This is a genomic window from Sulfitobacter sp. M13, from assembly GCF_053474885.1.
Genome location: NZ_JBRKBN010000003.1, coordinates 32,509 through 55,148, shown reverse-complemented (window position 1 = coordinate 55,148; position 22,640 = coordinate 32,509). Strand labels below are relative to the sequence as shown.

Below are 22,640 nucleotides of genomic sequence, written 5' to 3'. Positions count from 1 at the left end.
TATCCTCAGGCTGCAGGAATCGGCGCTCTCATGAACCAGTTTGTACCCCTTCGCAAACACCGTCATATGTCTGGCGCGCAAAAGTCTGCGATCCTGTTTCTGTGTCTGGGTGAAGAGCGCGGGGGCGCCATCATGCAACAGCTTGATGTGGATGAGATCCGTCAGATCACCACCGCCATCAGCACTATGGGCGAAGTCGACGCGGGCATCGTCGAAGAAATCATCGCTGAATTCGATGAAAAAGTGAACCATAGCGGTAGTGTCGTTGGCTCGATCGACGCCGCGCGCGGTTTGCTAAAAGAGTTTTTGCCGGAAGATCGTGTTGCCGAGATCTTGCAAGAAATTGACGGGAAAAAAATTGATAACGTCTGGAAGGACCTCTCGGACCTCGACGAGAAAGAGCTGGTTGCGTTCCTGCAGAAAGAACACAATCAGACCATCGCTGTGATTCTGACGCGTATACGCCCCGACGTTGCGGCCAAAGTCCTACCGCTCTTAGGGGCCGAACGTGCCTCGGATTTGATCGAGCGGATCATGGGGATGGATAAGCTGCCCATCGACACCATTCAGAACATTGAAAACACGCTGCGTGACGATGTTCTTGCCAAGGCTGGAAACAGCGCCGAAGCTCGGATCGAGAGCCAGTTGGTTTCAATTTTCAACAAACTTGACGAGGATATGCTGATAAACCTGACCCGTAACCTGGAAGAGCGCCAGCCAGCTAAGCTTTTGTCCATCAAACAAAAAATGTTTGTTTTCGACGATTTGGTTAAATTCAACGAGATGATGTTGGGTAAAATTATGCGTGAAGTCAGCGGAAACACTCTGCCGATGGCTCTGCGTGGCGCTAGAAAAGAAGTGCGCGAACATTTCTTGGCGTCTTTGCCGTCGCGGTCGCGGGGTATGCTTCAAGACGAGATGTCATCGATGGGTCCTGTGCGGTCCAAGGATGTCAAAGGTGCCCAAGCTCAACTGGTCGAAGCCGCATTGCGCTTGATGTCTGAGGGGGAAGTTGCCTTGCCCGAAAATGACGAAGACATGATGTCGGATATGCCGAACTGATCAGCGGTACAGCCGTGATGCAGAGAAGGTGATCGCAGCCACGTCAATCGTAATTGGGACAAACTGGCCGCCCAGATTATAAGATTGCAACAGGTCCAAAGCTATTGAATTTGCCTGAAATCCCTGCGGGTTAACTGCATCGGATATAGCGACATATCGCGCAATCAGCTTTTCACGCTCGGCCGGATCGGCGAGCTTTTCGATGTCAAACTTTTCTTGCAGCAGTGATTTTTGTCTGTCCAGATCAAGCGCAGACATCTGCGTAGGGAGCGATAGAGCGACTTGAAAAAAATTGGTTAATTTTTCACTGGCGAGTACTTCAAACCAGTTACTGATGTCACCCACCTTGTCGCGGAATTCCAAAACAGTGCCAACCGTCTCGTTCTCGGCGTCATTTTCGTTGATATACTGACGATTGTAAAACCGCGTTGTCACATCGCTAAGGAAATCCGGGTCGGTCAAATCGGGTGTTTGAGGCCCTTCTTCTGTGGTGAAGCCAAGGGTCAGGTGCATTTCGCGGAACCGGCTGTCCGTGAGGCGATTCAGAAGAGAAGAGGGCTCGGTCGGATTTGATTCCAACATCTTCCGGATAAGGCCTTTGCCGAAAATTTGATCTTCAAGGTCGAAAGCACGCATCACATAGCTGTAAACTTCGAAATCAGCGACCAGTTCTTCGGGGGTAGTGATATCGCCTATCCGGTCGCGAAACGCCTCTTCTGCCCGCTTATTCGCGGCAGAATTACGCATCAATTCAAGCTGTTTGTCGCGCGTTGCGTCGATGAGTTTGAGCGCGGTAGAGCTGCCTAGTCCCGAAATGCTTATCATAGGGCTACACTATTCCGCCGCCGTAGCCGTGTTTTTTTCACGGATCATTTCAAACAGTTTTTCTTCATATTCAATCAGGGGCCGTAAGGTTCGCATCGCCTTGTAGAAGTCCGAGACCGACACATGGGCCGCGGCTTCAAAGATGTGGCCCGCCATTTCGTCGTGAAAGACCGGCGCAAGCGCGCCAAGTTTGCGTTGAATAATCTTCACGAGTTTTATGCGCGTCGACGGCTCAAGTAGGGCGGTTTGGATGAAGAAATACACTTCCTTTACAGGAGTACGCTCTTCATCTTCTTGCAGCAAATCGGCTTCACGAACGATATCGGCCTGGTTTTCAATTACGATCTGTTGTCGACGGTCTGCATTGCGCACAACACAGCCGTTGATCAAAATCCGCTCATTGGGTTTCAGGGTTAACCGCAACGCCATAGCTGGTTACTCCGCCGCGACTTTGGCAGCTCGCCCGCTCAGCCCATCGATAATACTGCGATTAATATCAATCAAAGGCTTCACATTTTTTGACCCTGACAGGACCGCTTTGGTGTGGCTCTCGACCCACAAAGAAAGAGAGATTAAAGCTGCGCGCAGATCGGCGGTCAGCCCGTTGTCCTTCTCGGCTAAGTCGGCTTTGAAAGCCAGCCAAACGCGCTGATTTTCCCAAAGGGTATCGCGCAAGCCGTCCGCAAGCGTCTGAAGTTTTTGGGATTTTTCCGAAGCACCATCAAATGCTTCGAATTGATTTTCTAATTTGGATGTCACGCTAGCCAAAATCCGGCGCTCTATCTGGCGCGGTTCTTCGGTGTGCGAGATGGTCCGCTTATACGCGGTTACACTCATTTCACTGCCTTTTATTCTGCCTCATACCATCTATAGGGGGGCAGGGTTAAAGGAGGATTAAAAAATCCTTAATTCGCGGAAAACAAGGATAATTCTTAGAATTTGGAGGCAAATTATGCTTTGCCTGCCACACCTTCGCGCGCCTGTCGGCGGGATCGCGTTAATGGATATGCTCGCCGGGGATCGCTGCATGCAGCATTTCGTGATGAAAGCTATGGGCAATATTGCCAGCGCTTAGCAGGCTCTCAGACGTCGTGAATCCATCGCGTTCTGTCTGCGCGAGCGAGACGATAATATGCCCGATCTGATGACCGAGTGCCACAGGGCAGGGCGGCGTAGAAGCAAGGGGAGCGCAAGGCTCAATTAGCACGATCGCGCCCTCTTCCAGATCAAGCCCGAACTCCTGCTCGAGAACATCGGCCAAGGATGCGCCCGAAATAACTTCTTCTCCAGCGTAAATCGCGACAGGTGTCAGATCCGCGTCTTCTACCTCAACGGTAAATCGCGTGATCGGTGACGCGAGCAGCGATGACAGGATGCGGCCTAAAGGGGTGCTGCACGGATCGGTGCAAAATTCCAACCGCTTACCCCAGATGTGCCCCATCAATTCAGAACGCATAAAACAAACTTCCCCAAGTGCTCCCGTTGCAACCTCAAGATAGCTGTTCGAGACCTCAACATAAATTGAGGATTTGTTAAACTTCGGTGGATCAAGGTCACGGTGAAGTCTGAGACAACGCGCCGTTCGCCAGTCGAAACGTGATAGCCTTAATAGAAACCTTGCGGAACACCCATGTTTTCCGGAACTAAATGTGGCTCGGGGCGTTGGTGGCAACACAAGCTTTGGTGGCCGAGGCGAAATATGGCGCAACTCCGAGGCTCTAACGAATTTACACTAATTATGTTGAAAAACATCCGAGACTGTGGGCGTTCGATCCGGCGATTCTGCGAGCCAATGCAGTATTTCAATATCAGTTCTCGTTGAAGGTACCGAGCGCCTCTGTCGTGAGCATATAGCCACTGGACCTGATTGTTTTGACCGATATGCCAGAGGCAAAAGTTTGAGCAAACTTCTTACGAATTTTGGCAACATGGACATCGAATTTGCGATCGCCGTATCTCCATGGTCGACATTCCACAGCGAGGCTGAGTGCGTCACGGGTCACGATCTTCCCGTCTTGCGCGAACAAAACACGCATAATCTGCGCCTCTGCGGTCGTTAATCCGGCCCGCAGCGCGATATACGCCTCGACGTCCCAGCTTTCCTCTGTTGCGGGCAGGGCGCGCATCTGCCCCTCCGGTAGCCGTATCGTTAACCGCGCTGAAAGCTCACGCAGGTTGGTCGGCCAAGTAACGACATCGACAGCGCCAGCATGGAAGGCCTCCGCCCCCCACCGCCCTTTCGGTTCTTGAAGTGCAATGAGGATAGCATCGTCCGCGCGCGCGCAAAGTTGCTCGATCCACGCAGTTGGTCGGCCTTCGAGCTTCGTCATATCAAAGAAGATGACATTAACACTATGGTCCTTCTTGCCCCATGTGGCGCAAGCTTCGAAATCGATACATTCAAAATCAAATTTTAGAATAACCGAGAACAGATAGTTTAACCCGTTCCGCACAGACGCTGACTTAGAGACCAAAAGAATTTTTGTCATCCCAGGCGTTCCCTTTGGGGGTCTGCGACCAAGCATTTTAATGTAATTGGCGCGAAGGCGCAGATCTGGAAATACACTTTTATCAGGGCCGTATGCTAGGAAAGAGACAGTGGGATCAACATTAGCATTGTGGCACACCCATACGGAGAAAGGCAAAGTCAGTCTTGTACGGTGAAAGTCTGACGGTCTCGCCATGAAAAAGCCATACGTTCACTTTTCTTTAACCTTCGGACCTATGTATATCCTTGCAGACTGCAGAATGCGTCTGAGTTACCCTCAAGAATAGGCGCTGGAAAATGGCAGACATACTTGAAATTGTTGCGCCCAAGCGGCGTGCGCTTGCGGCGGCCAAACGGCTGGTCAAGCTGCGCGACGAGGCGGTGAACGATGATCACATGCGTGCAGTGATCTTACACGCGGCAGAAGTCGTGGGCAGATCGGGCATATTGTCCGATGCCCCGGATGAAGGTCAAAAACGGCAAGGTTTTGCCACATCTGACCAGCCACCCTCGCATCCCAAACGTCTGCGGTTGAATTAATCCTCCGCAGTTTATCTTAAGTACGATAGATGTTGTCCTTTCGCTATTCTTTGCGGTGGGCTGAAATATACTTAAGAGAAATTGACAATTTTTGTGAAGTCATCGGATAATCATAGTATTCTTGCAGAGTTTCTAGGGTTTGTTCGCGAGGCTTCATCCCGCACCGATTTAGTAAAGGCGCATCCGAAAGTGACAGAGTTTACAGATCCCCCCGTTTCCGAGGCCGCAGTTCGCGTGATTGCCGCGTTCGCCAGCCGTGAATCCGCAACCGTTCAGGACATTCTCGCGTTAACCCAAGCACTTCCCGCCGTACTTGCAGGGCTGCAACCGGCTACTGAAAAGTCGGGTACGAGCAAGGTTTTCGCACAAACGGCCAATGAAACCGCGATCCCTGCCGTACCCGTGGCCGAGTCCGTCACCGATGATTCTGTAACGTGTCTGTGTTGTGGCCGATCATTCACCATGTTGAAGCGTCACCTACGAGCCGAGCATGGATTGAGCGAAGGTGACTATCGAATTAAATTCAATCTTGATGATGATCACCCCCTTGTCGCGCCAAACTATTCTTTGCGCAAAGCGGACTATGCAAAGAAAGCCGGTCTGGGCCGCTATGCCCGTGATGAAGCTGTGCAGGAAAATTTGGGGTCCCAGCTCTAAATTCAAATGCCTTGCTCCTGCCACTGTTTTGTCCAGCCGAGCACCTAATCGACTGCGATACATGTCTCTGAGGCAGTGGGTGCAGAAGCGCGCCTGCCTAACCGGCCCCAAGTGGTCGCGAGACAAGAGGCAGGTTACATGGCAGCGAAAACACAGCCGCGCATATTTAAAAAAATCGAAGTCATTGAAGGTGGCGGGCATCACGGCGGGGGCTGGAAGGTCGCCTATGCTGATTTCATGACCGCGATGATGGCATTCTTTCTGCTGATGTGGATTCTCTCGAGCGCAGACGAACAAAAGTTGCGCGGGATCGCCGAGTATTTTACCAACGCGACTCTGCCAGGCGGTAGTGGCGTGCTGGACGGGGCCACTCTGGGCCCGCCCGGTACCTTGACTGCGTCCAATGGCGCGATTGTGGCCCAAGGTCGTGATCGCGGAAAAATTGACGACCCTGTATCGGCCAAGTGGGAAATCCGGGATGAGACAGCGACGTCGGTGCCCGATGAAATGCGGTTGGGGACAGAAGATGGCATTCACGAAAATCCAGCCGCAGCGGATATCGCACGGGCCTCGCGGACGTCATCGGACGGGTCCGAGGAGGCAGGCGGCGCTGCGCTTGAAAACTTGCACGCGCTCGACAACGAGAAGTTTAAGCAACTTGAGCAGGAAATCTTGCAAGCCATGCAGGAGAATCCCGACCTTGACCCGCTGCAGCAGAATTTGATCTTTGAACAAACACCCGAAGGTCTGCAGATTCAGATTATCGACCAGGAGGGCCAGCCAATGTTCCATAGCGGGCGTGCAGAAATGGCGGGCGCAACGGATATGTTGATGAAAAACCTGGGTAAATCTCTGTCGAGCCTGCCCAACAAGATCACCTTGTCAGGCCATACCGACGCAGTACGCTTTGCCGACAGTCGCAAATATGACAACTGGGACCTGTCCTCGGACCGCGCGAATGCAACGCGCCGTGTCTTCGAAGCGTCAGGCGTCGCGCGTGACCGTATCATTGGTGTATCTGGATTGGCCGACACCGTGCCGTTGGTGCCAGAATACCCTACAGATGCGTCAAACCGCCGGATCACAGTTTCTGTTCAATATCAACAGGTTGATACACCAGCACCTGCCCGGTCAAAGCCGAGCTTGCCAGCCATGCAGGCGGACGAAAAGCTGTACAAGGCGTCAATTGACGCGCCAACGACGGCAACAGATGACGCAGTCGTGCAGCGTGTCGCACAGAATATTGAACCTACGGCAACGCCGCTGAAGGATGATGTATTTCTGAACCTGCGCAACGCGCTGCGCTAATCAGGCTCTGATCAACTCGCCCAAAGAAGGCACCCGTCGGCTGGAAAAAATCGGCCGGCGGGACCGCTCGACAGAGCGGCGCAGGAATTCTGGCAGCATGGCATGAGCTTCTTCATTCACCATCGTGTCGCGCTGCGCAGCAGGTGCGGGGTCGCTGGCGGGAAGGTCAAAGCCTAACATCGTGGCCGGATCCAGCCCTTCTTCTAGCGCGTAGTTATAATTTACAGCGTAATCTATGGCTTCTTCCAGAACGACAGAGTCGGACGCGACAAGCGCCATCAGCCGTCGTTCGTCGGAATACAGGAACTGTTTCGTCTGATAGCCATCCACCTTGGGCACAAAACAGGTGTCTTCGCGGCGCAGTTTAAGCATCTTAATAAGACGGTCAGGCATCAGATTCCGTTCGTCACGACGGAATACGATCATACTGCAGGTGCCAAAGCTCGAAAGACATGCTGCGAGGCAAATGTGATCGGGCCAACCCGAAAATGCAAATTTCACATCGTCCGCATCGATAAGGACAATCATTGTGGTTTCAACATCCGAGATCACGGCACTCTCCAGCTCATTCTGAGTTTTATCTTAGTCAAACCAAGAAAAGATAGCAATTGGTCTTGAGAAACAAATGATTAAACTTGCTAGTGCAGCAACTGTTCTTGAGATTCCGAAGAAAATGCCTAAAGTGCTTGAAAACTTGCAAGTGGAAAACAAATGACGATTATTCTGGGCTTCGTGGTCGTGATGGGCATGGTCTTTGGGGGGTACATGCTCTCTGGCGGGGACATGGGCATTATTACCCACGCGCTGCCGTTCGAAGGAATGATGATCGGTGGTGCCGCGCTCGGTTCGTTTATCGCTGCCAATTCCTTTGCCAATATCGCCGGTGCAGGGCGGGCATTAGTCAAGGCCTTCAAAGGGCCCAAATGGAATTCAGGCGACTATGTTGATCTGCTCAACCTCATGTATACCCTGGCGCGTAAGTACCAGCAAAATGGTATGCTCGCGCTGGATGATCACATTGAAAACCCACAGGAAAGTTCGATCTTTTCGCAGTACCCAAAGCTGCAGAAAGATCACTTTGCCATTGATCTGATCACGGACAGTTTCCGCATGTTGGCGATGCAGTTCGATGATCCGTATCAGGCCGAAGACGTCATTAACCGCAAGTTGAAAAAGCATCACCACGAGGCACTTGTAGCACCGCATGGGCTGACCACCGTTTCCGACGCCCTTCCCGCGATCGGGATCGTTGCGGCGGTTCTGGGCGTGATCAAGACGATGTCCTCGATCGACAAGCCGCCGGCAGTTTTGGGCGCGATGATTGGCGGGGCTTTGGTCGGGACTTTCCTTGGGGTTTTCCTTGCCTATCTTTTCGTCTCGCCGGTGGCCAATCGTCTTCAAGCCATCGAAGATCAGGACGGTATTTACTATGCCGTGATCCGCGACATCTTTATCGCCATCCTGCATGGCCACTCTCCGGCGATCTGTACCGAAATCGGACGTGGCAACATCCCGACAAGCCTGCAGCCCAGCTTTTACGAGATGGAAGAGGCCCGCAAACAGATGCCAGAGGCAGCCTGACCTATGGCCGGGCGCCGCCAGATTGCTGCGCTTAGGCTGATCAACAGCATCAAGCAGCACGAACTGGACGCGATCGGAGCAGAGCTTGCGGGTCTGCGCGCGCAGCAGTCTGCCCTGACAGATCAAAGCGCGGCGCTGACCCAGCGGGCGATTGACGAACAGGCGGGCAGCACCCTGGAAACGCAGGCCTATTTGCCGGGATATCTGTCGTCGGTAGACAGGCAGCAACGCGGGCTGGCGGCCGAAGGCGACGCGTTGAACGGTCAAATCGGAACCTTGGAAGAGGCGTTGTTCGAGCAGTTCCGCGCGTTGAAAACAACGCAGACGGTGCTGTCAAAGGCGCAAAGCGGTGCCAAGGCAGATGCCGACCGCGCGGAACAGGGGGCGATGGATGACGCGTCGCGCGCGCTTTTTGCGTTGCAGCGGCGGTCTCTCTGACGTTTTAACGGCTGCCGCTACTGAACTTTGACACCACACCCAGCGAATTCTTTTTCTCGACATTGCGGATCACCAACACGCAAACCGGCCAGCCGGCGGGCATCAACCCCTGCGCAGTGGGCACCGCCATGACGCTGGCCGACCCGTCGTTGATCGCAAAGGTCAGCACCACATCTGCCTGCGACGTGGCGACGGATTTAACCAGATCGACGGAATCGTCAAAGGTCACTATGCTTTCCGTTTCGAGCCAGCTTGCCACGTCTGGATGGTCCACTGCGGCGATGGTTAACGGCTGCGCCGGATTGCCGATGGGTTCAGCACAAGCGGCGAACCAGGCGCGCAGCTGTACCACTGCGGTTGATGCGCTGCCCGACGCGCTGTTGTCGGTGTTTGATGCGGCTTCGATCACGCAGATGGCCGCATCCGCTACCGCGCCCGCGCCGATCAGCTGCGAAAGCGTGTCGCGTTCGCTTTGTGTGATCCATTTATTCAACAAGGGAGCGCCGACGATTTCAACGCCTGCGGCGAGACGACCAACATCTGCCTTGCCCAGTTCGAATTCCGGCCCATAACCAGCCTGTGTGATCTGCTGCACCAGATGTTCAGCGGCGTTCTTTCTGACGACCGATGGGGTCCTACGTGCCTGTTTTTCCAGCTCGGCGGAAAAGGCAGTTGGCGGCACGGCCTGCACTGGCGTATCGGGCACCGGCGCGTCCTCTTGGGTCAGGCGGGGCAGGGTGATGATAATTTCTGTGCCCACGTCCTCGCGGCTAAAGAACGTGATTTTCCCCTTATGATGGTCGACGATGACCTTGGCGATTGTAAGCCCCAAACCCGTGCCGCCCTTGGACCGGCTGTCAGAGCTGTCGCCTTGGGTAAATTTCTCGAACACCGACGCTTGCGCCGCCGCTTGGATACCTGTGCCAAAATCCCGGATCGAGATGCGCAGCTGATCCCCCTCGGCGTGCAGCGCGATGAGGATCTCTCCTCCGTGCTCTGAAAATTTGACCGCGTTTGATAGCAAGTTATCCAGCACCTGCACCAAACGTTTGGGGTCGCCATAGGTCAGCGTGCCGTCAGCGTCAGATGTTTCCACCCGACGCAACGACACGCCGGCGCGTTCAGCATATAGCTGGTTCGGCACCAAGGCAGTGTTCAGCGTGTCAGACAGGTTCATCGCTTTCATCCGGAAATCCAGCGTACCGGTCTCGATCTTTTCCATGTCCAAAATACTGTTGATCAACAAGATCAGCCGGTCACAGCTAGAGGCGGCGATGGTGACCAGCCCTTTCATCTTGTCAGGCAGCTGCCCCGTCGCACCCGACAACACCAGCCCCAACGCCCCTTTGATAGAGGTCAGTGGCGTGCGCAATTCATGGCTGACCGTCGACAGGAATTCGGTCTTGGCCTTTTCAGCCACTTTGCGCTGCGAGACATCACGGTAGATTGCGATAAAGCGGGGTTCGTCCTGTGCGGGGCTGACATACTCGAGGCTGATATCATAGGTGACGCCCGATTTCGCCTCGACTTCCCATGTGGCACGACGTTCGGGGCCTTTGATCAGGCCGGCACAACGATCCCTAAGGCTCGCGTAATCGCGTTTGCCGATAAGGTCGGACAGGCTTCGGCCGCGCCAGTCGTTGCTTTCGTCGTGGCGCATCAGGTGTTTCGCAACGGACGCATTGGCATACATCACAGCATAGGTCTGGGGTTGAAAGACGACCACGTGATCTTGCAGCAGTTCCAACGTGTTGTTGAACCGCGCTTCTGACACGCCTTCGCGGGTCTTGGTCATATCAGACGCGACAATCGCAATCTCGCGCAGCTGCTTATCGCCGTCGGTGATCGGGATAAAGCTACACTGAAGCCAGACCGCTTTTCCGTCGGTCTTGTGCAGCACCACTGTGCCTTTCCACGGGGTGCCCGCCGTCATGGCCGGCAACACCTCGGACCCAAGAACACCACGGTTTCCGGCATCCATAATATCAACGAGCGGCGTGCTGATCAGCCCCTCGCGGGACCGTCCGCAGGCTTGCACAAACTGGTCGTTCACATGGGTGATCGCACCGTTCTGGTTCAACATGCAAAACACGGTGTGGGCCTCTACCGCGTTGCGATAGAACTGTTTCGACCGCAGTTCAGATTTCAGTACATCTTTGCGGGCGTGGGCAAGACGTGCATTTTCGCGCAGCTGAAAGATCAGGAACAACAGCGAAAACACGATCAGCACCAGGACGCCCAACACCAGCCATTTATAGGTGGACGCAATCCGCAGCGCCGAGCGCTGCAGGTAGTTTTCGTAGGGGCGCGCCCGAAGCGAGATCAGAAGTTCATGCACGGACTGGTAATTTTGCGGCGGCAGCCAAACGGTTCCGCCAGACGCAATCGCCTCGGGGCTGCCTGTGTCCTGACCCAGCAACGTGTCCACAAGAATGGTTAACGCCTCCTGAGGCACGCCGGGTATCGTGCCTAACACCCAATCGGGATACAGCATGGTGCTGGCCCAGAACGGGTAGTCCGGATGATCAACGGGGGATACGGGGCGGAAATCATCAAGGTTGATGACACCGTCACGGGCCAGCCCTTCAAGTACACCGGCGCGCACGACACCCACGTCTACCAGTCCGGCCTGCACGGCATAGACGACCTCGCGCTGGTTCCCGCCCGAGAAAAGGGCGCGGGCCGCGATATCGTCGATATCCAGCCGGTATTTGCGAAACTCGTGCAAGGCCAGCTTCCAACCGGTCATTTCATCTGCGGACACCCCCATTATGCTGCGCCCTGCAATATCTGGGATGCCGCGAATATTGCTGTCGGCGGTGGTAAAGACCAAGACGCTGGTTTTGTCATAAACCTGCCCCTCCCACATCTGGGCGACGGACAGCAGCGGGCGGGCATTGCTTTCGACCTCGGCCACAACAAAGGCCGCCGGGTCAACGAGGAAGAAATCCAGCGCGCCCTGCGCAATCTTGTTGATCATCGTGGCGTCGGTATAGGGCGCAATCTTGAACCGATAGTTCTGCCGCGCATCCAGCGCTGCCGTATTCAGCGCTGCTGCCATGGGCAACCAGCTGTCCAGCGCGCGTGTGATCCCTTCGGAGGCGAGGATGCCGATGGTGATGTCGCGGGGCGCGTTTGTATCTGCGGTCTGTTGTGCGACGGCCGGTTGCATCGCAACGCCCGCAACCACAGCAGCGCCCCAAAGCGCCTGACGCAATCTGCCCCATACCTGTTTCACAATTCTAGCGCCCGCCATATCTTCTTTCTGGGTCATCTCGTCGCTTTGCGGACACCGGAAAGCATAGTCAAAGCCAGCCTCTTGGTACCAAACATGACGGCGTCAAACCACTTGTAAAAGCATCCAAATCGAACGATTCCCCCGCGTTCCCGCAACATCTGCTGCAGAACATGGCATCATCTGCCTCGTTTGAAACTTTTCCTTCACTACTGCTTTAACTGCATTTTTTGCTGTGCCTCGTTGATTGGGCGCTGTTTTGCAATTGCCAAAAGGCTAGGCGGGGCGGGCTGCGTTGGCAATGGTAAACTCCGGTTCCGACTACAACGCAGGGTCGATCTCGCGAAGCAAACGCCTGAACCTATCCCTTTGCATAGTGACATAGCCGCAAGCGAGCTTGGCCTACCCACCTAGGCCCGCGACGCCCCTCACATTTAAAGTTAATTTGATCTTAACGGCTACAACCGGTGGCTGAGGCAAACCCAAGGTGAAGACGATGGCAAATGCAACATTCCTAGAACGGGCTCCACGTGCCAACACATCCTCCCTGCGCGATGCGGTACTGGGCACCTTACTTGGCATCCATGTTTCTGGAAACGCGTCAGCCTCGGTTCTGGACATCACTGCCGATAACACCGCGCTTAAACTTGCGGCAGACCGGATGCGTTGCGCCCGCTATGTCATGCCAACGGACGCGGATCCGACGCAGGCAATCCAGATCAACGCCGGCTTCTCTCATGTGCAGGATATCTGGGCCACGCCCCGTGCCGCACACCCCGAACTGACCCAGGAGGAAGTGACCGCCCCCGTGCCCGACTTTATCGTGATACCCTCCGACACGCATATCGTCGTCAGCAATCTTGACCTCGCGCGCGGAGATGCGATCACCTTCCTGGGTCAGTTTCCCTCCCGCGCCGATCTGCGCGCTGCCATGTGCCTCACGGGGTCTTGTGGTCTGCGCGACGGGGATGTCATCATCAAGATGGAGAACGGCGCCCGCGCAGTGTTCGTTGGTGCGGCCGCCGTCTCGGAACAGCTGATTGATGCGGTGTTCGATTTTTCTACCCAAGGGCAGACGGCCTTCAAACTCGCCGATGCGCTGAACAACGCGACTTCAGCCGAGATCGACACCTTCGTGACTGCGCTCGGCACCGATGAATTCGACCGCGCTTTTGGTGTCGGCAGCGCTGTGGTGTTGCTGGCCAACCTCAACACCCCCGCCGCGACGCGCTTGCTCAATGTGCTCGAACCCGAAGAACTAGACGAGGTGTTGTGCAATGTCGGTGCAGGTACCCTCAAGCTGCTGCTTGAGGAAATGACCCTGAACGAGCTTGTGACATTCCTTGGTGGCGTAAGCTCTATCGTCGTGAGCGCAATGGCGGACCAGATGGGGCCCGCAACATTGGACGCGCTGCTATGGGGCGCGACCTCTAGCTCTGTGGTTCCCCATGGGGAAGCCCGCCGCCGAAACATCTAAGACCCGTGGGCTAGAGCCGCACCAGATGATTGTCCCACATCAACGGTCGTTCCGGCGTCAGCCGACCCGACAGACGTTGCAAGATACCGGTGCCGCTGGTCACGATGAAATCATCAGATGCCGCCGCCACGCCACACACATCTGTCAAAGCGATGCTCCGGCCATAGGTTGCGCGGGTTGCATCAAACATCTGGACCAATCCCGCCCGCGGGGAGGTCACTGCGATTTCGGCTCCGTTGTCAGAAAGCGCGATGCTGCCGATATAGCCGTGCATGTCCTCGGCCGCCTCCAGCAGCAGCGGCGCAGACCCTTGCCGGTGCAAACCCACAAGCGCTGGCGCGTCGCCGTCCCCCTGCCACTGCATGCCAAACGCGACCTGTCCATCGGATCCGACAGCCAGATGCCGGATCGAATTGCGGTGCATTTCGGGGGGCAGTTCGACCTGCTCTGATATGCGCCGGTCGTTGATATAGGTGAGGTTTGGCCGCATCGTGGGGATGTTCAACTTGGCACGACCTGAATCGGGATGCGTATCAATCCCACCATTCGCAACGACCAGCGTATCGCCCCCGGGCAAGCGTTTGATATCATGAGGACCGACGCCGCCACTGGCGAATTCATCCACTCGCACATAACCAAGTGCGGCGTCCCAGACGCCAATGCGCCCAATGCCGTTGGCATAGTCGTTTTCTGTTGTGTACAGCAGGCTCCCGTCGGCAGAGAAAGCGCCGTGACCATAGAAATGCCGCCCCTCCGGCGCGTGCAGTGTGGCCGTTATCCGGCCCGACATGCAGTCGATCACCAGCGCGAAATTGCCGGGGCGCCGTGCAAAGGCAACGGCTTGGGGTTTGGAAGGATGTGCCGCAGCCGCGTGGCCGCGACCGGGCAAGGGAAGCTGGAACAACACGTCAAGCGCGGCATCGATCCCACACAGCACAAAGCTGCCATCGCTCAGGCCTGCAGCCGCGAGATAGGCTGGTCCGCCCGCATCGGCCCAAGTAGGCGCGGGAACCAGCCCCGTTGCCAGCATCCCTGCGATAAAATGGCGGCGGTTGGTCACGGTATCAGTCTCCGTCCAATGCGTTAAAACCCGATGCGACCCCCAGTTGCGGGCCCAGATCGTCGCGCGCGACCTCGCGGATCGCCGCAACGGATTGTTGCAGCACCTCTATCCGAAGGCGCGATTGCGGTGTGGCGGTGCCCGCGAATACTGGATCGCCCAAGTCGCCTGCAGCTGTCAGCGCGTCGTCAAACCGGTCGTCAAAGGTGGCAACAACGGTGGCGCTCTCTGCTGCCAATCGCTGCGCTAGATCTTGCAGCGATATCAGCGCGACCTCGACATTGCGCAAGGACCGGCCTGACCGCCACGCTTCTGCCCGTTTGGGGCGGGGGCGGTCAAAGCTGCCCATAGGGCGCCCGATGCGCGTGTCTGCGGTAAACTCCAGCCCGAGGTTCAGCGCTTTATAAAGCTCTTGTGCGGCTTCCTCGGCGCTACGGTACGGCCCGCCCTCTGCTGGGGCGGCGATGGCATCGGCATAGCCTGTCGTCCAACCGTCCAGAATGGCATGGGACTGCGTGGCGATATCGGCGGTCACCGTTTGCACCAAGTCACACCGATAGGTCGCATCGCCCGAGGTGCTGATCTGTTCGTCAAAAAGTAGAAATTCGAGCGCATAGAACCCGCGCCCCGCAATCGAGACATCGGCATAGGCTTGCGGATTGGTGCCCACGGGATCGGCATCCGCGATCAAGGCGGCCAGTGTTTTCGGTGTCGCACCGCGGCTATCGGGCCAAAACGCCAGCGCAAAGGCGCGGTTGTCGACCTCGGAGGGACCAAAGCGCAGGTGGCTCACGGCAATCCACGCGTCAAAGGCGCTGTGGTAGGTATCGCGCAAGGCCGCAGCATCGGGCGCGCAGTTCTGTTCAGCGGCGTCCGCCAGCGCATCTGCGCGTTCAGCCAAGGTGCTATAGCGCGGCAGGATGTGGTGATCGACCACATCGCGCAACATCGCGGTATCCACATCGGCCACAGCGCCCAATGGTGCGCAGATAAGACCAAGGGCGAGGACCAGATTTTTCATATTACAGACTTTCCAGATAGTGGATCAAAGCTTCTCGATCGGCGGGAGGCATGTCAATGACGCGGTCCTTTGCAGGCTCTGCCTCTCCGCCATGCCAAAGCACAGCCTCAAGCAGTGACCGCGCGCGCCCGTCATGCAGGAATTGGGTATGGCCTGACACAGTTTCGGTCATGCCAATCCCCCAAAGCGGGGCGGTGCGCCATTCGGTGCCGGTGGCGCGAGCCTCTGGGCGGTGATCGGCCAGACCTTCACCCATGTCGTGCAGCAGCATGTCGGTATAGGGCCAGATCAGCTGAAAGCTTTGTTCCGGCTGGTCGTTCAGACGGTGGGTGACAAAACTGGGCTGGTGACACGCGGCGCACCCCGTTTCATAAAATACCTGTTTGCCACGCAACACCTCTGGCGTATCGACGTCACGGCGCGCAGGAACGGCCAGATTGCGGCTGTAAAACGTCACCAGATCCAGCCCTTTGGCGTCAATTTCGAACCCGCGCACATCGCCAGCACCGTGGGGCGCATTCACGCACGCATCCTGAATGGTCGAACAATCGCCGAACGGGTCGCCGAAAATTGGGTTAGAGATTCCGATATCGCCGGCAAAGGCGCCTGCTGATTGCTCGCGGATCGTGGGCATACCCGCCTTTAGGCCAAAGCGGCCCAGCATCGACATGTTGTATTCTTGCGACCAGACAATGTTGGCGCGGCCCGAAATTCCGTCCCTATCCGCATCATTAGGGTCTACCAACGCCAGAATATCCGCCGCAGGGATCGCTTCAAGAAGACCAAGCCCGATCATCTGCGGTGTCACGCGGGGCGACAGCATCGCGTCGGGATGCAGCGGCCCATAGCCCAGATCCGCCGCGGTATAGGTCGGGTGCCGCAGCGATACCGTCTGACCGCCCGACAGCGTCACGGGAAACTCGGTATACTCAACCTGCAAACGGTATTCGGCGTTGTGCCCCGATACGGCGAAATCCTGCATCTGGGTGCCGTAGGTCGGTTCGGCAAGGGTGGCCAGATAGCCTTCGATCTCTTTGATATTACCGGCGTCTTCGGTGCCCGGAATGGATACGCGCAGAAACATTGAAATGGCGCTGTCGTCGGGGCCTTCGGGCGGGTGGCCGCGCCCGTCCTTGATGTGGCAGCTTTGGCAGGATCGCGCATTGAATAACGGTCCCAGCCCGTCAGAGGCCAGTGTCGACGATGGCGAAGATACCCAGAGCTTGCGAAACAGCCCGTTGCCCAGCTTGAAGGTCAGCTCGTCCTCGAACGACATATTCCCTGACGCTTGCGAAAACGCATCAGCGTTCATGCGCGGGCGCACGGTGGCGGCACCGGCGCTGTTCACCTCGAACGGGCTGGGGGCGTCAAAACTATCGGGAAGGGCGGTTACATCGGCAATACGTGCCGTTTCATCAGCGGTACGCGGGATGATATCCAGATGGGGTTCATCAAGCGGCCCGGCGTAGACCGGACCGCTCAATAGGGGCAGGGACATTACCAAGGCCTGAGGGATAAAAGACCGGAGGAAATGCATATTCTGCCCTATCTCTAAATTAGAATGGGATCACCAAGGATGCACCGACGGCGGTAAAGTCATCGCCGTCTACATCGTAGAAGCCGACGCCACCACCGAGCGACATATCATTCTCGAACGTATAGTCTACGCCCACCGTGATCAAATCGTCGTAACCGTTCGCGGTGTTGTCGATGCCGGTATAGCTGGCCGAATACGCCCACGGCCCCTGAATGTAAGACCCGCCCAAAGTGGTATAGGTAGACTCTTCGCCCGTGCCGGCAAACCCGTCGAAATAGGCAACTTCGGCGATCAGGTCGAACCCGTTGCCAAAGTCATGCGCCATACCGATCACGGCCCCTTTTTCGTCGGACAGATCGCTTTCGCCTGCGGTCAGGAAGCGTGCGCCAACCCAATAGGTCGTGTCGCCCATCTCTTGCGTGTATTGCAGTGCGACGTTATTCAGCTTGCCGGTGTTGCCCGCGCCGCCGTCGGCGGTGGTGTTGCGGCCGCGTTTGGTCCCCAGCGAGTCGCTAAAGGCAGTGTCGTCAGCATAGAATAGGGCAAAGGACAAAACCCCGCCCGATGCGGCGACAGGCATGTCAAAGGTCGCACCGATGACTTCGGACAGTTCATAGTCTTCGGCCAGCGATGTGCCGTAGAACCCAGGGGCTGCATCCCATGCAGCGGCAAAGGTCGGGCTGACTTTACCGACGCTCAATTCGCCTGCGGCCAGATCAAAGCGCAGCCCCAGTTCGTTCACATAGAGACCCAGATCGTCGAGATGGCGGGTGTCTGCGGCGTCTGTGACGCTTTCTAGTGTCGCTTCACCGAACAGGGTGATGCTGTTTGCAACGCCCGCTTCGAACGCCAGCGAAAGGCTTGCGTAGTTATCGGTCAGTTCGGCTGCGGGATCATCGGATTTAACCGTGCTGTCGACGCCGATTTCGAATTCACCGCCCCAGACAAAAGCCTGTTCTTGTGCCAAAAGGGGAGTGGCACCGGTCAGCGCCAAAGCGCAACCGGTAGTTTCTTCATTGTCGTTTACTTTCAGTGGGAGGAGGAGCTCATGAAAATCGTGTATTATTCGAAAACCGCACCGGGGCTGTCGAGGCTGTCGGAGCCTTCGATCGCCACATTATCCACGCCCAAGGTGGCAACGACGCGTTCGATGGTCTTGGTCTGGGCGATCAGGGCGTTCACCCCACCCATAACCAAAGCTTCGCCGCCCTTGTTGCCGCGGGCCATCATCTGGTCATAGGACATGCCTGCTTCGGCGGCGGTCTTCATCTGGCCAAGCTTGCGCATGGTGGTCGACAGGTTCAGCTGCATTTCCGCATCAAGATCGGCGTTCTCGGCGGCGACCAGATCGGACAGTGACGGGCCGGTGACCAACGTGCCATCGGTGCGTGCATAGGCACCAAGGTACACGTTTTGAATGCCCAAACCGTCGTAATAGTGGCTGTTGTGAGTGTTGTCCGAAAAGCAGTCATGCTCTTCTTCGGGGTCGTTCAGCATCAGACCAAGGCGCATCCGTTCGCCCGCAAGTTCGCCGTAAGACAGCGACCCCATACCGGTCAGCATCGCCGAGATCGCGCCGTCTTCGTTTCCGGTCAGGGTGCTGCGTGCGGCACCGCCTTCGGCCCATTGTGCGACCATATACTCCAGATCTGACACGATCAGATCGGCTGCCGCCTTCAGGTATTGACCGCGGCGGTCGCAGTTGTCGTTGGTGCAATCATCGCCCGAGGCATAATCGGTCCAGTCCCGCGCACCGGCACCATGTTTCGTGCCGTTCAGATCCTGCCCCCACAGCAAGAATTCAACCGCGTGATAGCCCGAAGCAACGTTAGCCTCGTTGCCGTCGGCTTCGTGCAATGTCTCAGCGAGGAATTCAGGTGTGATTGTGCTGGCGTCTACCTCTGTTCCCGACAGCGTGAAGGTGGGGTTCGCGATGACGTTCAGCGCCGCGGCGGCGTTTTCGTCAGTGGCCCCGCCATAGGATGCGTCAACATAGTCGATCAGACCTTCGTCCAGCGGCCAGGCGTTCAGCTTGCCTTCCCAATCGTCCACGATGGGGTTGCCGAAACGGTAGGCTTCGGTCTGCTGGTAGGGCACCCGCGCCGCCAGCCAAGCTGTGCGGGCGGCTTGCATTGTGTCGGCGGACGGCTCTGCAATCAGGGCATCCACGGCGTCGACCAGCGCTTGGGCGGTGATCAGACTGTCGCCGTACGCGGCTTCGGCGATGTCGGCGTATGTGTCGATCACGTCGGCTTTCTCTACCGCGAGGGCGGGGGAGGCCAAGGTCAATGCAAGCACAGAGGTCATCAGACTGCGGGTCATACGGTCGGTTCCTTTTGACGGATCGCGCCTGCGGATGCTGCCGACGAAAGCGGGTCGACGGGCACTGCCGGAGGCATGGAAATCATGCGCAGTACCTGAAGAATATCGCGTGGAAGGTCAACCCGACAATTTTAGTAAGTTAAACTTTTTCCCGCTCACGTTTTCGGCATCGCACAAAAAATATGCGATGGTCCCAGAGCCTTAGACCACCAACCGTGCGCCTTGCGGCAGCGTCGGGTCAGCGGCGTTCAGGGCGTCAACTGCAAAGCCGGCAGCGGTTTTGTACTGTGCCATATACGCGGACCGCTCCGCGGCAGGTATGACATCTTCGATGCGGTCGAACGTCCCGCCGCAGCGGTCATTTACCATGTTCAACAACCCGAACGGGCCCGCCCCCCTGTTGCGTAGGATGAGGTCGGAAATAGGCCCGCAATAGGTGTCATCAAAGCTGCGCAGCGCGGCGGGTGTGACGCCTTGCTTTAACATAAGTGCACACAGGTTTCGGGCGTCCATAATCGCTTGGCTCGCGCCGTTGGATCCTGTGGGATACATCGCATGGGCGGCGTCCCCGATCAGGGCGACCGGACCGTCAACCCAAGTCGATACGGGATCACGGTCGATCATCGGGTTCTCGTATATCTCGGATGCGCCGCGCAGCAGGGCAGGCACATCAAGCCAATCGTAGGTCCAGCCGTCGAAATGATGCGCAAAGTCGGACAGTTGCGCGGGCTTGTACCAACCGCTTTTGCGCGCGTCGGTTTCATCCAGCGTTACCTCGGCGATCCAATTGATCGTGGCAAAGCCGTCTGCGTCGGGTGCTGAAATCGGATAGATCACCATGCGCTGACGGTGGTCGCCAAGTCCCACAAAGGACGACCCCGTGCGCACCGGTTTCGCCCGCGACGTGCCGCGCCACATCAACGCGCCGCCCCAATGGATCGGCGGCTGGTCCGGATGCATCTGCGCGCGCACGGCAGAGTGGATCCCGTCCGCGCCGATCAGCAACGTGCCCTCGGCTGTGGAGTGTGATCCGTCGGTATGGTGAATGGTCGCGGTCACGCCGCCCTCTGGCAGGATGCTATATCCGCTGATCCTGGCCCCCAGCTGCACCGCCTCTGGGCCGGCGCGGTCCACGAGCGTTTGATACAGCAGCATATGCAGCTGGCCCCGATGTGCGGCATATTGCGGCCAGCGGTAACCCGCGTCGGTGCCGCGCGGTTCGGCGTAAATTTCTTGCCCCTTCTGTCCGACCAGCGCCCATTCTCGCGCGGGCACACCGATCTTGTTCAGCTGGGCGGGGGTGAGCCCCAGATCAAAAAGTTCGCGCACGGCATTGGGTTGGATGTTGATCCCCACACCCAAAGGCTTCAAGGCGCGGACCTGTTCATATACCGTGCAGCGCACGCCAAGTTGATGCAGCGAGAGCGCCAGTGCAAGGCCGCCGATCCCGCCGCCTGCGATCAGGATATGAGGTTGGGTCATGGGACAGGTCCACTTTCGACTAGGGGGCGTTTCGTGCTGCGACGAACGTCCTTTATCGACTGCTGAAAATCAATGGAATGTCGCAAGAAACTGGGGGCTGCCCCCCGTCAGGCCGGAGTGCGAGGCACTGCAACGGCGCGCGGCCCAAAGGCTCGGGGCCAAAAGACCGCGCTACGCGGATTCGAGCGTGGCCTGTTCAGCAATCAACGCTTCCGAACTTTTGAGGAAATCATCCAGCCCAAAGATAATCTCGGTCGGGCAGCTGGCGATCTTGCCGTTGGGGCCATCAAGATGCGTGTCAATCGCGACCTCGTTATCGCGCGCAATGGTGCCCAGATCGTCGAACCCCAAAGAACCGGCAGTGCCGGCGATCTGGTGCAGGATTCTGCGGGCTTCGGTCAGGTTGTCATTGATATCTTGCAGGTAAGTGCCTTCCCATGCGGCCAGCGCGTGTTCGGCCAGCGCACGTTGCCGCTGCTCTAGCATCTCGAGGAACCGCGCGCGGATACGCTCGATTCCCGGTAGCTCCAGTTTCTTGTGCATCACGCCGTTCTCCCTACATTCCAAAAGTCGTTCTGGACCTTTTGGTAGTTGGCTGTCGCTTCTTCGGCAGAGACATGTGCCTCTGACAGCGCATCCATAACCGACGAATTCGTCTTCCACATCAAACGCACAGCCTTACCGGCACAGATACGCGGGTTGATATGCTCTCCACGGTTATCGAACAATTCGGTTTTTGCCAGCGAAATGTTGATATCATTTGCCAAAAGCCTGGGATCGGGGCGCCATCCGCTTTCGGTGATGCACACAAAAGTGCCACCGCCGGCATAGGACATCAGGAACTGGCACCCGTCGAGCGTGTCGGAAATAATCTCTCCGACGTCGCTGAGCATGCTGCAGAATTCGAAGTTCGACATGTTTCCGTGGAAATGTTCGACATCGCGGATATTAAAGGCAAAGCAGATCGACCCGAACAGATCGCTGCGCGACAGCTGCTGCACGTAGTTTTCAAGCGCCATGAATTCGATGAGGTTATTCACATCGTGGATCGCCATCGGTTCGTGCAGCTGCACCGCACGCTCTGGCTTGCCGTTGTGGTGGGTGACCGCTTTGGCGGCGAAAATCTTGCTGGTGCGCGTGGCCAACCCATCGACCGCGCGTTCAACCAGAGATAGGCGCGCCTTAAGCTCGGTCATCTCGAATGGTTTGGTCACATAGTCCGTTGCACCGGCAGAGAAGGCAGCGTCGATATAAGACTTTTCAGACATCGCGGTCAGCATCAAGATCGGCGCTTCGATGTATTGCTTCATCGAACGGATCTGGCTGGCCAGCTGGATACCGTCGGTAACAGGCATCTGGATATCAAGCAGGAAGCTGTCGAACGGAGCGCGGGCGTTATCTTTGATCACCTGCAGGGCTTCGGCAGCGCATTCGGCAGTGACCAGCGTATGATCGGTCATGCCTTCAATGAAATGCGACAAAAGCTCTAGGATGATTGGGTCGTCATCTACCGCAAGAATTTTCATTTGTTTGCCTAACTACTTTTCCGCAACAGCTCGGTATGGCTGTTTCTGTTGCTTTCTATCTGATGGCGAAACTTGTCATAA

General features: G+C 56.8%; 22 protein-coding genes. 7 read left to right on the top strand and 15 right to left on the bottom strand.

From position 1 onward, the window contains the following. The first annotated feature begins 30 nt into the window (after nucleotides 1-30). On the top strand, nucleotides 31-1,062 hold the full coding sequence (locus ACVBAU_RS16750; protein WP_448329354.1) for a flagellar motor switch protein FliG: 1,032 nt from the start codon (nucleotides 31-33) through the stop codon (nucleotides 1,060-1,062). Here ACVBAU_RS16750 and ACVBAU_RS16745 read toward each other — a convergent pair whose 3' ends face one another. The 5 genes from ACVBAU_RS16745 to ACVBAU_RS16725 form a co-directional block, all read right to left on the bottom strand. Beyond that, complete coding sequence (locus tag ACVBAU_RS16745; RefSeq protein WP_448329352.1) at nucleotides 1,063-1,887, bottom strand: DUF1217 domain-containing protein; 825 nt, start codon at nucleotides 1,885-1,887, stop codon at nucleotides 1,063-1,065. A 9-nt stretch (nucleotides 1,888-1,896) separates the two neighbouring features. Beyond that, complete coding sequence (locus ACVBAU_RS16740; RefSeq protein WP_448329350.1) at nucleotides 1,897-2,316, bottom strand: flagellar biosynthesis repressor FlbT; 420 nt, start codon at nucleotides 2,314-2,316, stop codon at nucleotides 1,897-1,899. 6 nt (nucleotides 2,317-2,322) lie between these two features. Next, nucleotides 2,323-2,724, bottom strand: a complete 402-nt coding sequence (gene flaF / locus ACVBAU_RS16735) for a flagellar biosynthesis regulator FlaF (RefSeq protein ID WP_323804180.1) — start codon at nucleotides 2,722-2,724, stop codon at nucleotides 2,323-2,325. A gap of 160 nt (nucleotides 2,725-2,884) precedes the next feature. Beyond that, on the bottom strand, nucleotides 2,885-3,343 hold the full coding sequence (locus ACVBAU_RS16730) for a hypothetical protein (protein ID WP_448329348.1): 459 nt from the start codon (nucleotides 3,341-3,343) through the stop codon (nucleotides 2,885-2,887). Nucleotides 3,344-3,695: 352 nt separating this feature from the next. Continuing rightward, complete coding sequence (locus tag ACVBAU_RS16725; RefSeq protein ID WP_448329346.1) at nucleotides 3,696-4,376, bottom strand: winged helix-turn-helix domain-containing protein; 681 nt, start codon at nucleotides 4,374-4,376, stop codon at nucleotides 3,696-3,698. A 296-nt stretch (nucleotides 4,377-4,672) separates the two neighbouring features. Here ACVBAU_RS16725 and ACVBAU_RS16720 point away from each other — a divergent pair, with 296 nt between their 5' ends. From ACVBAU_RS16720 to ACVBAU_RS16710, 3 genes are all read left to right on the top strand, one after another. After that, on the top strand, nucleotides 4,673-4,915 hold the full coding sequence (locus ACVBAU_RS16720; RefSeq protein ID WP_448329344.1) for a hypothetical protein: 243 nt from the start codon (nucleotides 4,673-4,675) through the stop codon (nucleotides 4,913-4,915). 81 nt (nucleotides 4,916-4,996) lie between these two features. Further along, nucleotides 4,997-5,572: a MucR family transcriptional regulator gene (locus tag ACVBAU_RS16715; protein ID WP_448329342.1), complete on the top strand. Its 576-nt coding sequence runs from the start codon at nucleotides 4,997-4,999 to the stop codon at nucleotides 5,570-5,572. 138 nt (nucleotides 5,573-5,710) lie between these two features. Then, on the top strand, nucleotides 5,711-6,880 hold the full coding sequence (locus ACVBAU_RS16710; RefSeq protein WP_448329340.1) for a flagellar motor protein MotB: 1,170 nt from the start codon (nucleotides 5,711-5,713) through the stop codon (nucleotides 6,878-6,880). Here the strand turns inward: ACVBAU_RS16710 and ACVBAU_RS16705 are convergent, their stop codons facing one another. Continuing rightward, nucleotides 6,881-7,273, bottom strand: a complete 393-nt coding sequence (locus tag ACVBAU_RS16705; protein ID WP_448329338.1) for a flagellar motor protein — start codon at nucleotides 7,271-7,273, stop codon at nucleotides 6,881-6,883. Nucleotides 7,274-7,591: 318 nt separating this feature from the next. Between ACVBAU_RS16705 and motA the strand changes: the two genes are divergently transcribed. Both motA and ACVBAU_RS16695 read left to right on the top strand, forming a co-directional pair. After that, the gene (motA, locus tag ACVBAU_RS16700) at nucleotides 7,592-8,461 is read left to right on the top strand and encodes a flagellar motor stator protein MotA (protein WP_448329337.1); all 870 of its coding nucleotides are present in this window, start codon (nucleotides 7,592-7,594) and stop codon (nucleotides 8,459-8,461) included. A gap of 3 nt (nucleotides 8,462-8,464) precedes the next feature. Further along, a complete protein-coding gene (locus ACVBAU_RS16695; RefSeq protein ID WP_448329335.1) occupies nucleotides 8,465-8,899 on the top strand; it encodes a flagellar motor protein in 435 nt (144 codons plus the stop codon). Between the two features lie 4 nt (nucleotides 8,900-8,903). On the opposite strand, the gene ACVBAU_RS16690 is transcribed toward ACVBAU_RS16695, so the two are convergent. Then, nucleotides 8,904-12,173 carry an ATP-binding protein gene (locus ACVBAU_RS16690; protein WP_448329333.1) on the bottom strand — a complete coding sequence of 1,090 codons (3,270 nt, stop codon included), beginning with the start codon at nucleotides 12,171-12,173 and terminating at the stop codon, nucleotides 8,904-8,906. Between the two features lie 457 nt (nucleotides 12,174-12,630). Between ACVBAU_RS16690 and ACVBAU_RS16685 the strand changes: the two genes are divergently transcribed. Next, entirely contained in the window at nucleotides 12,631-13,611 is a 981-nt protein-coding gene (locus ACVBAU_RS16685) for a hypothetical protein (RefSeq protein ID WP_448329331.1), read from the top strand. A gap of 10 nt (nucleotides 13,612-13,621) precedes the next feature. Here the strand turns inward: ACVBAU_RS16685 and ACVBAU_RS16680 are convergent, their stop codons facing one another. The 8 genes from ACVBAU_RS16680 to ACVBAU_RS16645 all read right to left on the bottom strand — a co-directional run bounded on the left by ACVBAU_RS16680 (nucleotide 13,622) and on the right by ACVBAU_RS16645 (nucleotide 22,559). Further along, nucleotides 13,622-14,671, bottom strand: coding sequence for a DUF1513 domain-containing protein (locus tag ACVBAU_RS16680; RefSeq protein ID WP_448329329.1), 1,050 nt, complete (start codon nucleotides 14,669-14,671; stop codon nucleotides 13,622-13,624). Nucleotides 14,672-14,675: 4 nt separating this feature from the next. Beyond that, nucleotides 14,676-15,692, bottom strand: a complete 1,017-nt coding sequence (locus tag ACVBAU_RS16675; protein WP_448329327.1) for an imelysin family protein — start codon at nucleotides 15,690-15,692, stop codon at nucleotides 14,676-14,678. A 1-nt stretch (nucleotide 15,693) separates the two neighbouring features. Next, nucleotides 15,694-17,190: a di-heme oxidoreductase family protein gene (locus ACVBAU_RS16670; protein ID WP_448329325.1), complete on the bottom strand. Its 1,497-nt coding sequence runs from the start codon at nucleotides 17,188-17,190 to the stop codon at nucleotides 15,694-15,696. A 58-nt stretch (nucleotides 17,191-17,248) separates the two neighbouring features. Beyond that, nucleotides 17,249-18,223: a hypothetical protein gene (locus tag ACVBAU_RS16665; protein ID WP_448329324.1), complete on the bottom strand. Its 975-nt coding sequence runs from the start codon at nucleotides 18,221-18,223 to the stop codon at nucleotides 17,249-17,251. Between the two features lie 68 nt (nucleotides 18,224-18,291). Further along, entirely contained in the window at nucleotides 18,292-19,551 is a 1,260-nt protein-coding gene (locus ACVBAU_RS16660) for an imelysin family protein (RefSeq protein ID WP_448329322.1), read from the bottom strand. Nucleotides 19,552-19,752: 201 nt separating this feature from the next. Continuing rightward, entirely contained in the window at nucleotides 19,753-21,033 is a 1,281-nt protein-coding gene (locus ACVBAU_RS16655) for a flavin-dependent oxidoreductase (RefSeq protein WP_448329320.1), read from the bottom strand. A gap of 171 nt (nucleotides 21,034-21,204) precedes the next feature. Further along, nucleotides 21,205-21,576 carry an Hpt domain-containing protein gene (locus tag ACVBAU_RS16650; protein WP_448329319.1) on the bottom strand — a complete coding sequence of 124 codons (372 nt, stop codon included), beginning with the start codon at nucleotides 21,574-21,576 and terminating at the stop codon, nucleotides 21,205-21,207. Continuing rightward, a complete protein-coding gene (locus ACVBAU_RS16645; protein ID WP_448329317.1) occupies nucleotides 21,576-22,559 on the bottom strand; it encodes a response regulator in 984 nt (327 codons plus the stop codon). Before ACVBAU_RS16645 ends, ACVBAU_RS16650 begins: the two co-directional genes overlap by 1 nt. Nucleotides 22,560-22,640 lie beyond the last annotated feature (81 nt).